The organism is Mycobacterium sp. PDNC021 (assembly GCF_048282635.1).
GTDB lineage: Bacteria > Actinomycetota > Actinomycetes > Mycobacteriales > Mycobacteriaceae > Mycobacterium > Mycobacterium llatzerense.
Genome location: NZ_CP182502.1, coordinates 3682828 through 3696439, shown reverse-complemented (window position 1 = coordinate 3696439; position 13612 = coordinate 3682828). Strand labels below are relative to the sequence as shown.

Genomic DNA, 13612 nt, shown 5'->3' with positions numbered 1-13612 from the left:
GAGATGACGAGGCTTGATTCCGTCGAGCGGGCGATAGCCGATATCGCGGCGGGCAAGGCTGTCGTCGTCATTGACGACGAAGATCGCGAGAATGAAGGCGATCTGATCTTCGCCGCCGAGAAGGCGACGCCGGAGCTGGTGGCCTTCATGGTCCGCTACACCTCCGGCTACCTGTGTGTGCCGCTGGACGGCGCGATCTGCGACAAGCTGGGCCTGCTGCCGATGTACGCGGTGAACCAGGACAAGCACGGCACCGCCTACACCGTGACTGTCGACGTGAAAAAGGGTGTGGGAACCGGTATTTCGGCGTCCGACCGCGCCAAGACCATGCAGGCGCTGGCCGATCCGGATGCCGTCGCCGACGATTTCACCAAGCCCGGACACGTAGTTCCGTTGCGCGCCAAGGACGGTGGCGTGTTGCGTCGTCCCGGCCACACCGAGGCCGCGGTGGATCTGGCCCGGCTGGCCGGGTTGCAGCCCGCCGGCGCGATCTGCGAGATCGTCAGCCAGAAGGACGAGGGCTCCATGGCCCAGACTGATGAGCTGCGCGTCTTCGCCGACGACCATGACCTGGCGCTGATCTCCATCGCCGACCTGATCGAGTGGCGGCGTAAGCACGAGAAGCACATCGACCGCGTCGCCGAGGCCCGCATCCCGACCCGGCACGGCGAGTTCCGGGCGGTTGGCTACACCAGCATGTACGAGGACGTCGAGCACGTGGCACTGGTGCGCGGCGATGTCTCCGAGCAGAACGGTGACGACGTCCTGGTGCGGGTGCACTCCGAATGCCTGACCGGTGACGTGTTCGGTTCCCGACGCTGCGACTGCGGCCCCCAGCTCGACGCCGCCATGGAGATGGTGGCGAACGAAGGACGCGGCGTCGTGCTGTACATGCGCGGACATGAAGGCCGGGGGATCGGCCTGCTGCACAAGCTGCAGGCGTACCAGCTGCAGGACGCCGGCGCAGACACCGTCGACGCCAACCTGGAACTCGGCCTCCCGGCCGACGCCCGGGACTACGGCATCGGGGCCCAGATCCTGGTCGACCTCGGTATCCGGTCCATGCGACTGCTGACCAACAACCCGGCCAAGCGCGTGGGTCTGGACGGCTACGGCCTGCACATCATCGAGCGCGTGCCACTGCCGATCGGCCCCAACGCCGACAACATCCGCTACCTGATGACCAAGCGGGACCGCATGGGGCACGACCTCAGCGGGCTCGACGATTTCGCCGATGATGCAACAGACGGGGACAAAGAATGAGTGGTGTCGGCGTTCCGGACATGCCGGCGCTCGACGCGTCCGGGGTCAAGCTGGCCATCGTCGCCAGCACCTGGCACACCACCGTCTGCGACGCACTGCTCGACGGCGCCCTCCGGGTCGCCACCGCGTCGGGTATCGCTGAACCGACTGTCATACGGGTGCTCGGCGCCATCGAAATCCCGGTCGTGGCACAGGAACTGGCCAAGACCCACGACGCGGTGATCGCGCTGGGTGTGGTGATCCGGGGTGGCACGCCCCATTTCGACTATGTGTGTGACGCCGTCACGCAGGGCCTGACCCGGGTGTCGCTCGACGAGTCGACGCCCGTCGCCAACGGTGTCCTGACGGTCAACACCGAAGAGCAGGCGCTCGACCGCGCCGGCTTGCCCGGCTCGACGGAGGACAAAGGTGAGCAGGCCGCATCGGCGGCCCTGGCCACCGCGCTCACCTTGCGCGACCTGCGTCGATGACCAAGGAAACCGCCGGCTGGGACCTCGAGGTCCGGCCGCAGCGTGTGAAGATCGTCGCCTACGTGGCGGCCGCCGTCATCATCGCCGTGCACGTCACGGTGGGCGCGCTGCTGAAAATCGGTGCCACCGGGGTGATCTTCCAGACTGCCGACCAGGTGTCCATGGCGTTGCTCGGGGTCATCCTCGCCGGCGCGGTACTGCTACCGACGCGGTCCCGGTTGCGGGTCGGTCCGGCCGGCATCGTCGTCCGTAACGTCTTGAGCGACAAGACCATTGCCTGGTCCGATGTCGCCGGCGTGTCGTTCCCGCTGGGGGCGCGGTGGGCGCGCGTCGACCTGCCCGACGACGAATACGTCCCGATCATGGCCATCCAGACCGTCGACAAGGCGCGGGCCGTCGATGCGATGGATCGCCTCCGCGAATTGGTCGTGAAATACCGCCCGGACCTCAACTCAGCGTCAAAGACATCGTGAGTTCGTCTGCCCGACCGGGGATTTGGGAACCGCCGGCCGGATCGGTCGTGGCGACGAACCCGAAGGCCCGGTAAACCCCGAGCGCGGCGTCGTTGTTCCGGTGCACCCGCAGCGTCACGGTGTGCGCTCCCAGGCCGCGTCCCCAGTCGATGGCCGCGGTCAGCAGGGTGCGCGCCACCCCGTGGCCGCGGGCGATCGGATCGGTCCACAGCGAGTACAGGTACACCGAGCCGGGGCTGGCCCGATGCGCGGCGATCAGGCCCACCAGGCGGTCTTCGTACGCGAGGGCGAACTGCGCGTGGGCCCGCAGCCGCCGGCGCCATTGCGTCCCGGTGAAGCTCATCTCGGTGCGGTACTCGGCATCGTCGGTCCCCGCGGAATCGGCCAGCGCGCGCAACCGCAGCGCGGCGAACATCCGCCAGTCGGCTTCGGTGAGCCGGATCACCCCTGTCCCGGTCATCGCCGCCCCACCATGAGGCTCACCTGTCCGCTCCCTCCCATGGGATAGAATTTGCTGATAGTGACCGATTTTCGCATGCCTTCGCCGCCGCTGGACGTCGTGGCGATCGCACCCGCCGAACTGGTCGGCCGCCTTGGTGCCAACCCGACGGTGACCGTGCCGATCTACCAGGGCCGGACCGTCGACACCGCGTGGCTGTGGAATCACCTCGCCGAAGCCGCGGACTACTTCGGGCTGACCATGCCCACCCAGGCCGCTCTCGGCGCCGCGGTGGCTCCGTTCTCCGAGGGGCCCGCACTGGTCGCCGTGACCGTCACGATCGTGGGCGGAGGCCGGTGCGCGGTGACGGGGACGCCCTCTCAGATCCATGCACCCGAACCGGTCCGGATCGGCCGGCGGGACAGCGACTGGACCGCGCCGGCGCCGACGGACGAGCAGTGGCTGCGGATGGCGGCCCGGACCACCAGCCTGGGCACCGTCGACCTGCTGCTGCGCCGATTGGCCGAACAGGGCTGCGTCGACGGCATCGGGCCCGGTCTCGACGTCACCCCGGCCGTGGCCGGTGCACTGGTGCTCGACGTCGGTGGCGAGCTGGTCGGCGTCGACAACCCGGAGCCGGTCTCGATCCTCGATCAACTGCAGGCCTGCGGTGTACTGGGTCCCGTCGCGCGCCGCGCTTCGGCGCCGCTCGACGCGGTGCGCCGGGCCTGGTGGATCTCGCCGCAGTACCGCACGTATCCCGTCGCCCGACTCGGCGACCACGCCGTTCCCGTTGATTCCGCCCATCCGTCGTTCCTGGAGCAGCTGTGACCAAACCTTTTGTCCCACAGTCCTACAAGTCGTTCCGCATCGACGGGTACGACATCGAGGGCGGCGTGTTCCGCGGGCGCTACACCATGTGTGGGGCCGATTCCGCCGACGACGTCAGCTTTGCCGAGACCGTCGACTTCGGGGAGAGCCTGGCCGGTGGTCGGCCCGACGACCGGTTGCTGCGGCTGTTGACGCTGACCTGCTCGCTGAGCTACTACAAGGCGGCCGCCCCGCCGCAGATCGAAATCGCGTTCCCGACTTACGATTTCGAACGCGACTATCTGCGCCAGGTGCTCGCCGGTGGCCTCGGTGAGTACGCCTACCGCAACAACCTGCCCGGTGCGCTGAGCCCGGAGATCACCGGCGACCGCGCCGAGATTGCCGAGCAGCAGCCGGACACCTGGAACGCCGACGCGGCACCGCTCGTGCCGGTCGGTGGCGGCAAGGACTCGGTGGTGTCCATCGAGGCCCTCACCCCGCTGCAGCCGGTGTTGTTCAACGTCAACAAGTTCGACCCGATCGACCGGTGCGTCGAGATCAGCGGGCTGCCGCACGTGCGGGTCATGCGGTCCATCGACCGCACCCTCATCGACGTCAACGCCGCCGGTGCCTACAACGGGCACATCCCGGTCACCGCGATCAACAGCATCGTCGGGTTGATCGTGGCCGACGCCAACGGTCTGGGACCGGTCGTGCTGTCCAACGAGCGCTCGTCCAACGTCGGCAATGTCGAATGGATGGGCCAGGACATCAATCACCAGTGGTCCAAGAGCGTCACCTACGAGACGCTGCTGCGGGACACCCTCGCCGCGTACGGGCTGAATCCGGACCGGTACTTCTCCCTGCTGCGCGGCCTGTCGGAGTCGCAGATCGCCGACCGGTTCGCCGCCAGCCCGCAGTATTTCCGCGCCTTCATCAGCTGTAACCGGCCGTTCGCGCTGGACGCCGGCCGGCGCGGCGCCACCTGGTGCGGGCATTGCCCGAAGTGTCAGTTCGTTTTCGTGCTGATGGCGCCGCGGTTGGGCCGCACCGAGGTCGAGGCGATCTTCGGGCGAAACCTGTTCGAGGACACCGACAGCCGCGCCGAATTCGAGGACATCCTCGGGGTCGGCGCGCACAAGCCGTTCGAATGCGTCGGCGAGTACTACGAGGCCGCCGAATCGATGCTGACCATCCTCGACGACGAGTCGTGGGCCGGCCTGCCGCTGGTCGAGCAGTTCCGCAGTGCGCGTGCCGATTTGGCGCGCGTCGCCGCCGACCACGACGACAGCCCGGCCGTGGAGTACGTGCCCGAGCGCTACCGCGCCGCCCTGGACGCCCGGCGATGACGTCGGTGCCGCGGCAGCGTCCCGACCTCGCCGGTGCCGCCGTGGGCATCTGGGGTTTCGGTAAGGAAGGCCAGTCGCTGGCCCGTACCGCGGCCGCCGCGGGGGCGGCGCGCGTCGACGCCGTCGACGACGCCGGCCGGGGGACCCTGGACGCACCCAGCGATATCGCCAACCTGAACCTGTGGCGCGGTGCCGAGCACCTGACCCGGCTGGCGGACTGTGACGTGGTGTTCCTCAGCCCCGGAATACCGTGGCATCAGCCGTTTTTCGCCGAACTGCGCGACGCCGGGACCGCGCTGTCCAGTGCCGCCGACTGGTACCTGCGCCGGTACGCGGACCAGACCGTCGGCGTCACCGGGACCAAGGGCAAGAGCACGACGGCGTCGTTCCTGTCGCATCTGCTGTGCCGGCTCGGCGCGGATGCCGTGGTGGCGGGAAATATCGGCACCCCGCTGTCGGACCTGGAGCCCGGGCCCGGCGCCGTTGTGGTCGCAGAGCTGTCCAGTCAGCAGTGCGCCCTGGTGACGGCATCCCCCCGAATTTCGGTGATCACCAATCTCTTCGAGGACCACCTGGACTGGCACGGCGACATCGATGCCTACCACCGTGCGAAGGCCAACGTCTTCGCCTGCGACGGTGAAATTCTGGTCACCACACCGCAGGTGCTGGCCGCCCTCGAGCGACTCGGCATCGCGTTGCCGCCGGTGGTGCGCACCGTCGACCCGGCCGACGCCGCACGCCCGACGGTGGAGGGGCTGGGCGACTACGTGATGGCCTACGAGCACAACGTCGTCAACGGCGCCCTGGCGGCCGTCGCGGCGGCCGAGGTGATCGGCCGCCCGGTGACCGAGGACGAATTCCTCGGCGCGGTAACCACATTCGAGGCCCTGCCGCACCGGCTGCAGGTCGTGCGGCGTACCGGGGGAGTGCGTTGGATCGACGACACCCTGGCCACGACCGGGGAGAGCGTGGTCGCCGCACTGCGCTCGATGCGGCCCGACGACCGGGTGGCCCTCATCGTCGGCGGTATGGACCGTCAGCTCGACTACGAACAGATCGACGACTATCTGCTCTCGGGTGCCCGTGACGTTCACCTCATCCAGGGACCGACCAACGGGACCGACATCGGGCGCGGTTTCGCCGCGGCACACCCCGAGTTCGTCCACCCGGTGGACAGTCTGCAGGCGGCGGTGCGGACCGCGGCCGCGGTACCAGGCGTGACGGCCGTGCTGCTGTCGCCGGGGGCGGCCAGCTACGACCTGTATGCCAACTACGTCGCCAAGGCCGCGGCTTTCTGTGAGTTCATCGATGCCCACCTGGATGCGTCCGATGCTGTCAGCCAGTCGAACTAACCTGTAACAGTGCCTGATCCATCGACGTACCGGCCCGCGCCGGGAACCATCCCGTTGGAGCCGGGTGTGTACCGGTTCCGGGATCCGCATGGCCGGGTCATCTATGTCGGCAAGGCCAAGAGCCTGCGCAGCCGGCTGAACTCGTACTTCGCCGACCTGTCGGCGCTCGCGCCGCGGACCCGGCAGATGGTGACCACCGCCGGCAGCGTCGAGTGGACGGTCGTCACGACCGAAGTCGAAGCGCTGCAACTGGAATACAACTGGATCAAGGAATTCGATCCCCGGTTCAACATCCGGTACCGCGACGACAAGTCGTACCCCGTGCTGGCGGTCACTCTCAACGACGAGTACCCGCGGCTGTTCGTGTACCGCGGTCCGCGTCGCAAAGGCGTCCGGTACTTCGGCCCGTACTCGCACGCGTGGGCCATCCGCGAGACGCTGGATCTGCTCACCCGCGTGTTCCCGGCACGCACCTGCTCGAACGGAGTGTTCAAGCGGCACAACCAGATCGGCCGTCCCTGTCTGCTGGGCTACATCGACAAATGCTCGGCCCCCTGTGTCGGCCGGGTGAGCGCCGCCGAGCACCGCAAGATCGTCGACGACTTCTGCGACTTCCTGGCCGGCAAGACCGACCGGCTGGCCCGCGACATGGAGCAGCAGATGGCCGAGGCGGCCGAGGAATTGGAGTTCGAGCGGGCGGCGCGGCTGCGGGACAACATCTCGGCGCTCAAGCGCGCGCTGGAGAAGCAGGCCGTGGTGCTCGGCGACGGCACCGACGCCGACGTGGTGGCCTTCGCCGACGACGATCTGGAAGCCGCGGTACAGGTGTTCCACGTCCGGGGCGGCCGGGTCCGCGGCCAGCGCGGCTGGGTCATCGAGAAATCCGGCGAACCCGGTGAATCGGGTGAGGACTACCTGGTGAGCCAGTTCCTCACCCAGTTCTACGGCGATCAGGCCGAGCTGCGTGGGCCCGGAGCCACCGATGAGGCGACCAACCCGGTGCCCAAAGAGGTTCTGGTGCCGGTACTTCCGGACAACGCCGGTGAACTCGCCGACTGGCTGTCCGGTCTGCGGGGTTCCCGGGTGCAGCTGCGGGTGGCCCAGCGCGGCGACAAGCGCGCCCTGGCCGACACCGTGCAGCGCAACGCGCAGGATGCGCTGGCCCAGCACAAACTCAAGCGGGCCGGCGACTTCAACGCCAGATCCGAAGCACTGCAAAGCATTCAGGATTCGCTCGAGCTGGACGACGCGCCGCTGCGCATCGAGTGCGTCGACATCAGCCACGTGCAGGGCACCGACGTCGTGGCCTCGCTGGTGGTGTTCGAGGACGGTCTGCCCCGCAAGTCCGATTACCGGCACTACGCGATTCGCGAGGCTGCCGGCGACGGCCGGTCCGACGACGTCGCGTCCATCGCGGAGGTGACCCGCAGGCGCTTCGCGCGGCATGCGGCCGACACCCAGGTCGGCGCGGACATCGCCGGCGCCGAAGCCACCGAAACCCCCGAAACCCCAGCGCGGCCAAAGCGATTCGCCTATCCGCCCAACCTGTTCGTGGTCGACGGCGGTGGGCCGCAGGTGAACGCGGCGGCCGCTGTGCTCGACGAATTGGGCGTCACGGACGTGGCGGTGATCGGCTTGGCCAAACGTCTGGAAGAGGTGTGGGTGCCCGAACAACCGGATCCGCTGATCATGCCGCGTAACAGCGAGGGCCTGTATCTGTTGCAGCGCGTGCGTGACGAGGCTCACCGGTTCGCCATCACCTATCACCGCAGCAAGCGATCCAAGCGGATGACGGCGTCGGTGCTCGACGCGGTTCCCGGCCTCGGCGAGCACCGGCGCAAGGCGCTGGTCACCCACTTCGGTTCGGTCGCGCGGTTGAAGCAGGCCGGCGTGGACGAACTGACGGCGGTGCCTGGTATCGGGGCGGCGACGGCGCAGGCGGTGGTCGATGCGCTGCGGTCTGATTCCCCAGGGTCTGATTCCCAGCCGGATTCCGGGGCGGCGCCGACCGATATCGGCAATGATCGGACAGGGCAGTGAGCGCAGCACCAGCAGATGAGCAGCGGGGGATGGACGAAGTCGTGACGGACGATCAGATGGACGGTGCTGCCGCCGGTGAAATCGACGTGGTTCTGGTCACGGGTCTGTCGGGCGCCGGTCGCGGCACCGCGGCCAAGGTGCTCGAGGACCTCGGCTGGTACGTCGCCGACAACCTGCCTCCGGAGCTGATCACCCGGATGGTCGAGCTGGGTCTGGCCGCGGGTTCGCGGATCACCAAACTGGCCGTGGTGATGGACGTCCGGTCCCGGGGTTTCACGGGCGACCTCGATTTTGTTCGCCGTGAATTGGCCACCCGCAGCGTGGTCCCGCGGGTGCTGTTCCTGGAGGCGTCCGACGACATCCTGGTCCGCCGCTACGAGCAGAACCGCCGCAGCCACCCGCTGCAGGGCAATCAGACGCTCGCGGAAGGCATTGCCGCCGAACGGAGATTGCTGGAGTCGGTCCGTGCAACGGCGGATCTGATCATCGACACCTCGACGCTGCCGGTGCCGGCGTTGCGCGCGAGCATCGAGCGGGCGTTCGGCGAGGAAACCGCGATCGGTACGAGCGTGACGGTCGAATCGTTCGGCTATAAATATGGTCTGCCGATGGACGCCGACACCGTGATGGATGTCCGGTTCCTCCCGAATCCGCATTGGGTCGACGAGTTGCGGCCCCACACCGGGCAGCATCCGGCGGTTCGGGACTACGTGCTGGGACAAGAGGGGGCTGCCGAGTTCCTGGACACCTACCATCGGCTGCTGGGGGTTGTGATCGACGGCTATCGCAGGGAGGGGAAGCGCTACATGACCGTGGCCATCGGCTGCACCGGCGGCAAGCATCGCAGCGTTGCGATCGCCGAAGCACTGGCCAACCGGCTGCGTGGCGGCGACCACCTGACCGTGCGAGTGCTGCACCGGGATCTGGGGCGCGAATGACGGACGCTCGCGAGGAGGATCGCGCGCCCGCGCGCATCGTCGCGCTCGGCGGTGGACATGGCCTGTATGCGACGCTGTCCGCGGCGCGCCGGCTGACGCCGCACGTGACGGCTGTCGTCACCGTCGCCGATGACGGCGGTTCGTCGGGCCGGCTGCGCTCCGAGCTCGACATCGTGCCCCCAGGTGATCTGCGAATGGCGTTGGCGGCCTTGGCATCTGACAGTCCGCACGGGCAGCTGTGGGCCACCATCATCCAGCACCGTTTCAACGGCAGCGGTGCGCTGGCCGGTCACCCGATCGGCAATCTCCTACTTGCCGGCCTCAACGAGGTGCTCGCCGATCCGGTCGCCGCGCTCGACGAGCTCGGCCGGATCCTCGGGGTCAAAGGCCGGGTGCTGCCGATGTGCCCCATCGCGTTGCAGATCGAGGCCGACGTGTCCGGGCTGGAGGTCGATCCGCGGATGAGTCGCGTGATCCGGGGCCAGGTCGCGGTCGCGACGACGCCGGGCAAGGTGCGCCGGGTGCGGTTGCTGCCGGGCGATCCGCCGGCCACCCGGCAGGCCGTCGACGCCATCATGTCGGCGGACCTCGTGGTGCTCGGTCCGGGCTCGTGGTTCAGCAGCGTCATCCCGCATGTGCTGGTGCCCCAACTGCTGGCCGCGTTGCAGGCCACCGAGGCGCGGCGGGCCCTGGTGCTCAACCTCGCCGCCGAGCCGGGGGAGACCGCCGGGTTCTCCGCCGAACGGCATGTGCACGTGCTGTCGCAGCATGCCCCGGGCCTGACGGTGCATGACATCATCGTCGACGCGGCGAGTGTGCCCGGCGAACGGGACCGCGACCAACTGCGCCGGGCGGCGTCGTTTCTCGAGGCTCAGGTCGAGTTTGCTGACGTATCCCGACCTGGTACACCTTTACATGACCCGGCACGGCTTGCGGCAGCTCTGGAGCGGGTGCGTCTCAACGGCAGCGCACCGGCCCGGCCCGCATACGAGCCATCCACTCCCGCCGCTCGGTCGGCCGACGGTTTCCGTCAGCAGCCGACCCCTGAAGGACCAAGAGGTGACGATTCGTGGCGATGACGTCGGAAGTGAAGGACGAGCTGAGCCGGCTGGTCGTCAACTCGGTGACCGCACGGCGGGCCGAGGTGGCGTCGCTGCTGCGCTTCGCGGGCGGCCTGCACATCGTGGCCGGACGCGTCGTCGTCGAGGCTGAGGTCGACCTGGGCAGCATCGCCCGGCGGCTGCGCAAGGACATCTACGACCTGTACGGATACAACGCCGTCGTGCACGTGCTGTCGGCCAGCGGCATCCGCAAGAGCACCCGGTACGTGGTCCGGGTTGCCCAAGACGGTGAGGCGCTCGCTCGTCAGACCGGGCTGCTGGATCTGCGCGGCCGGCCCGTGCGTGGCCTGCCGGCCCAGGTGGTCGGCGGCAGCGTCGGCGACGCCGAAGCTGCATGGCGCGGTGCGTTCCTGGCGCACGGTTCGCTGACCGAGCCCGGCCGCTCGTCGGCGCTGGAGGTCAGCTGCCCGGGACCGGAAGCGGCGCTGGCGTTGGTCGGTGCGGCCCGTCGGCTCGGGGTCAGCGCCAAGGCGCGTGAGGTCCGCGGCAGCGACCGGGTGGTGGTGCGCGACGGCGAGGCCATCGGCGCGTTGCTGACCCGGATGGGCGCGCAGGACACCCGGCTCAATTGGGAAGAGCGGCGCATGCGCCGTGAGGTGCGTGCCACCGCCAACCGGCTGGCCAACTTCGACGACGCGAACCTGCGCCGGTCCGCCCGGGCGGCGGTCGCGGCCGCGGCGCGGGTCGAGCGGGCGCTCCACATCCTCGGCGACACGGTGCCCGACCATCTGTCGGCCGCCGGGCGGTTGCGCGTCGAGCACCGGCAGGCCTCGCTCGAGGAACTGGGCCGGCTCGCCGACCCGCCGATGACGAAAGATGCTGTGGCAGGCCGGATCCGGCGCCTGCTGTCGATGGCGGACCGCAAGGCCAAACAGGACGGCATTCCGGACACCGAGTCGGCCGTCACCCCGGACCTGCTCGACGACGCCTAGCGCATGTCGACCGGTGATCACCGGACAGGGGTCGGACCCGACGCGCGCGGCGCACGTCGGAGTCCGACGTGGAATTCATCACAGCACTAGGCTGGCTGAGGATTCACCGCATGACCTGTCCAGGATTACCGGCGAGGGAGTACAGCAGTGACTATTCGGATCGGCGTCAATGGCTTCGGACGCATCGGGCGTAACTTCTTCCGCGCTCTGGACGCGCAAAAAGCGGCGGGCATCAACACCGATCTGGAGATCGTGGCGGTCAATGACCTGACCTCGACCGACGCGCTGGCTCATCTGTTGAAGTTCGATTCGATCCTGGGCCGGTTGCCCTATGACGTGCGGGTCGATGGCGACACCCTGGTGATCGGTGATGCCAAGATCAAGGCCCTGGCGGTTCGGGAGGGTCCGGCGGCGTTGCCGTGGGGTGATTTGGGGGTGGACATCGTGGTGGAGTCGACCGGGATTTTCACCGACGCCGCCAAAGCTCGGGGGCATCTGGAGGCCGGGGCCAAGAAGGTGATCATTTCGGCGCCGGCGACCGGTGAGGACATCACCATCGTGATGGGTGTCAACGATGACAAGTACGACGGCAGCCAGAACATCATCTCCAACGCCTCGTGCACCACGAACTGTCTGGGGCCGATCGCCAAGGTGCTCAATGACGAGTTCGGCATCGTCAAAGGCTTGATGACGACCATCCACGCCTATACGCAGGATCAGAATCTGCAGGACGGACCGCACAAGGATCTGCGTCGGGCGCGGGCGGCGGCGATCAACATCGTGCCCACGTCCACTGGGGCGGCCAAGGCCATCGGTCTGGTGCTCCCCGAGCTCAAGGGCAAGTTGGATGGGTATGCGTTGCGGGTGCCGGTGCCCACCGGTTCGGTCACCGACCTGACCGTCGAACTCGGCAAATCGGCGTCGGCAGCGGAGATCAACGCGGCGATGCAGGCTGCCGCCGAAGGCCCGTTGACGGGGATCCTCAAGTACTACGACGCGCCGATCGTGTCGTCCGATATCGTCACCGACCCGCACAGTTCACTGTTCGACGCCGGACTGACCAAGGTCATCGACAACCAAGCCAAGGTCGTCTCGTGGTACGACAACGAATGGGGCTACTCCAACCGCATCGCCGACCTGACCGCACTGGTCGGCAAATCGCTGTAGATCGCAAGTGAAGCAACAGAAAGACAGGTATGAGCATCAAGACCCTCGATGAGCTGTTGGGCGAAGGTGTACAGGGGCGGGGCGTTCTGGTCCGTTCCGACCTCAACGTCCCGCTCGACGATGACGGCAACATCACCGATGCCGGCCGGATCATCGCCTCCGTGCCGACGCTGGCCGCGCTGGCCGACGCCGGCGCCAAGGTCGTCATCACCGCGCACCTGGGCCGGCCCAAGGGTGGACCGGACCCCAAGTTCTCGCTCGCGCCGGTCGCCGCGGCGCTGGGGGAGAAGCTGGGCCGGCACGTCCAGCTCGCCGGTGACGTCGTCGGCACCGATGCGCTTGCCCGCGCCGAGGGTCTGACCGACGGTGATGTGCTGCTGCTGGAGAACATCCGCTTCGACCCGCGCGAGACCAGCAAGGACGACGCCGAGCGTGCGGCCCTGGCCCGTGAGCTGGCGGCTCTGGTGGAGGGCCCCGACGGCTCGCCGGGCGCGTTCGTCTCCGACGGCTTCGGGGTGGTGCACCGCAAGCAGGCTTCGGTGTACGACGTCGCCGGCATCCTGCCGCACTACGCGGGCACGCTGGTGGCCACCGAGGTCAAGGTGCTCGAGCAGCTGACCAGCTCGACCGAGCGGCCGTATGCCGTCGTGCTCGGTGGTTCGAAGGTCTCCGACAAGCTCGCGGTCATCGAGAACCTCGCCACCAAGGCCGACAGCATTGTCATCGGCGGCGGCATGTGCTTCACCTTCCTTGCGGCCCAAGGGCTTTCGGTCGGTACCTCGCTGCTGCAGGAGGAGATGATCGACACCTGTAAGCGCCTGCTGGACACCTACGCCGACGTCATCCACCTCCCCGTCGACATCGTCGTGGCGGACAAGTTCGCCGCCGATGCCGAACCGGAGACCGTGGCCTCCGACCGCATCCCCGACGGCAAGATGGGCCTGGACATCGGCCCGGAGTCGGTCAAACGCTTCACCGCGCTGCTGTCCAACGCCAAGACCGTGTTCTGGAATGGCCCGATGGGCGTCTTCGAATTCCCGGCCTTCGCCGACGGCACCAAGGGCGTCGCCGAGGCCATCATCACCGCCACGTCCAAGGGCGCGTTCAGCGTCGTCGGTGGCGGCGACTCGGCGGCCGCGGTGCGTCAGCTCGAACTCGCGGAGGACGGCTTCTCCCACATCTCGACCGGTGGCGGCGCGTCGCTGGAGTACCTCGAGGGCAAGACGCTCCCGGGCATCGAAGTACTGGAGTCGTAGGA

The 13612-nt window shown here is 68.2% G+C and carries 13 protein-coding genes; 12 read left to right on the top strand and 1 reads right to left on the bottom strand.

Translation table 11 applies throughout. The annotated features are described in order from the left end of the window. Positions 1–3: 3 nt before the first annotated feature. Genes ACNO8X_RS17500 through ACNO8X_RS17490 form a run of 3 tightly spaced genes read left to right on the top strand, consistent with a single transcriptional unit; the run spans position 4 to position 2206 of the window. Positions 4–1263 carry a bifunctional 3,4-dihydroxy-2-butanone-4-phosphate synthase/GTP cyclohydrolase II gene (locus ACNO8X_RS17500; RefSeq protein WP_418002036.1) on the top strand — a complete coding sequence of 420 codons (1260 nt, stop codon included), beginning with the start codon at positions 4–6 and terminating at the stop codon, positions 1261–1263. Then, a complete protein-coding gene (gene ribH / locus ACNO8X_RS17495; RefSeq protein WP_418002035.1) occupies positions 1260–1733 on the top strand; it encodes a 6,7-dimethyl-8-ribityllumazine synthase in 474 nt (157 codons plus the stop codon). The genes ACNO8X_RS17500 and ribH overlap by 4 nt, the downstream gene beginning before the upstream one ends. Then, positions 1730–2206 carry a PH domain-containing protein gene (locus tag ACNO8X_RS17490; RefSeq protein ID WP_418002034.1) on the top strand — a complete coding sequence of 159 codons (477 nt, stop codon included), beginning with the start codon at positions 1730–1732 and terminating at the stop codon, positions 2204–2206. Before ribH ends, ACNO8X_RS17490 begins: the two co-directional genes overlap by 4 nt. On the opposite strand, the gene ACNO8X_RS17485 is transcribed toward ACNO8X_RS17490, so the two are convergent. After that, positions 2181–2666 (bottom strand): GNAT family N-acetyltransferase, encoded by a 486-nt coding sequence (locus ACNO8X_RS17485; protein WP_260939006.1) that lies wholly within the window; start codon positions 2664–2666, stop codon positions 2181–2183. The genes ACNO8X_RS17490 and ACNO8X_RS17485 overlap by 26 nt on opposite strands. A gap of 75 nt (positions 2667–2741) precedes the next feature. On the opposite strand from ACNO8X_RS17485, the gene ACNO8X_RS17480 reads away from it, so the two are divergent. The 9 genes from ACNO8X_RS17480 to ACNO8X_RS17440 all read left to right on the top strand — a co-directional run bounded on the left by ACNO8X_RS17480 (position 2742) and on the right by ACNO8X_RS17440 (position 13610). Then, a complete protein-coding gene (locus ACNO8X_RS17480) occupies positions 2742–3476 on the top strand; it encodes a hypothetical protein (protein WP_418002033.1) in 735 nt (244 codons plus the stop codon). Next, positions 3473–4804 carry a hypothetical protein gene (locus ACNO8X_RS17475; RefSeq protein WP_418002032.1) on the top strand — a complete coding sequence of 444 codons (1332 nt, stop codon included), beginning with the start codon at positions 3473–3475 and terminating at the stop codon, positions 4802–4804. The genes ACNO8X_RS17480 and ACNO8X_RS17475 overlap by 4 nt, the downstream gene beginning before the upstream one ends. Further along, the gene (gene murD / locus ACNO8X_RS17470) at positions 4801–6156 is read left to right on the top strand and encodes a UDP-N-acetylmuramoyl-L-alanine--D-glutamate ligase (RefSeq protein ID WP_418002031.1); all 1356 of its coding nucleotides are present in this window, start codon (positions 4801–4803) and stop codon (positions 6154–6156) included. Before ACNO8X_RS17475 ends, murD begins: the two co-directional genes overlap by 4 nt. A gap of 9 nt (positions 6157–6165) precedes the next feature. Beyond that, complete coding sequence (gene uvrC / locus ACNO8X_RS17465; protein WP_418002030.1) at positions 6166–8196, top strand: excinuclease ABC subunit UvrC; 2031 nt, start codon at positions 6166–6168, stop codon at positions 8194–8196. Positions 8197–8252: 56 nt separating this feature from the next. After that, on the top strand, positions 8253–9134 hold the full coding sequence (gene rapZ / locus ACNO8X_RS17460; RefSeq protein WP_418005942.1) for an RNase adapter RapZ: 882 nt from the start codon (positions 8253–8255) through the stop codon (positions 9132–9134). Next, positions 9131–10213, top strand: a complete 1083-nt coding sequence (locus ACNO8X_RS17455; protein WP_418002029.1) for a gluconeogenesis factor YvcK family protein — start codon at positions 9131–9133, stop codon at positions 10211–10213. The genes rapZ and ACNO8X_RS17455 overlap by 4 nt, the downstream gene beginning before the upstream one ends. Then, a complete protein-coding gene (gene whiA / locus ACNO8X_RS17450; RefSeq protein ID WP_133763686.1) occupies positions 10210–11187 on the top strand; it encodes a DNA-binding protein WhiA in 978 nt (325 codons plus the stop codon). The genes ACNO8X_RS17455 and whiA overlap by 4 nt, the downstream gene beginning before the upstream one ends. Positions 11188–11334: 147 nt before the next feature. Then, a complete protein-coding gene (gap, locus tag ACNO8X_RS17445) occupies positions 11335–12354 on the top strand; it encodes a type I glyceraldehyde-3-phosphate dehydrogenase (protein ID WP_418002028.1) in 1020 nt (339 codons plus the stop codon). Between the two features lie 29 nt (positions 12355–12383). Beyond that, positions 12384–13610 carry a phosphoglycerate kinase gene (locus tag ACNO8X_RS17440; protein WP_418002027.1) on the top strand — a complete coding sequence of 409 codons (1227 nt, stop codon included), beginning with the start codon at positions 12384–12386 and terminating at the stop codon, positions 13608–13610. Positions 13611–13612: the final 2 nt, after the last annotated feature.

Excerpts from the sequence above, each read along its gene's own strand:
- ACNO8X_RS17490 (WP_418002034.1), top strand. The coding sequence starts at position 1,730 with ATGACCAAGGAAACCGCCGGCTGGGACCTCGAGGTCCGGCCGCAGCGT.
- whiA (WP_133763686.1), top strand. The coding sequence starts at position 10,210 with ATGACGTCGGAAGTGAAGGACGAGCTGAGCCGGCTGGTCGTCAACTCG.
- ACNO8X_RS17485 (WP_260939006.1), bottom strand. The coding sequence starts at position 2,666 with ATGACCGGGACAGGGGTGATCCGGCTCACCGAAGCCGACTGGCGGATG.
- rapZ (WP_418005942.1), top strand. The coding sequence starts at position 8,253 with ATGGACGGTGCTGCCGCCGGTGAAATCGACGTGGTTCTGGTCACGGGT.
- murD (WP_418002031.1), top strand. The coding sequence starts at position 4,801 with ATGACGTCGGTGCCGCGGCAGCGTCCCGACCTCGCCGGTGCCGCCGTG.
- ACNO8X_RS17480 (WP_418002033.1), top strand. The coding sequence starts at position 2,742 with ATGCCTTCGCCGCCGCTGGACGTCGTGGCGATCGCACCCGCCGAACTG.
- ribH (WP_418002035.1), top strand. The coding sequence starts at position 1,260 with ATGAGTGGTGTCGGCGTTCCGGACATGCCGGCGCTCGACGCGTCCGGG.
- ACNO8X_RS17455 (WP_418002029.1), top strand. The coding sequence starts at position 9,131 with ATGACGGACGCTCGCGAGGAGGATCGCGCGCCCGCGCGCATCGTCGCG.
- ACNO8X_RS17500 (WP_418002036.1), top strand. The coding sequence starts at position 4 with ATGACGAGGCTTGATTCCGTCGAGCGGGCGATAGCCGATATCGCGGCG.
- ACNO8X_RS17440 (WP_418002027.1), top strand. The coding sequence starts at position 12,384 with ATGAGCATCAAGACCCTCGATGAGCTGTTGGGCGAAGGTGTACAGGGG.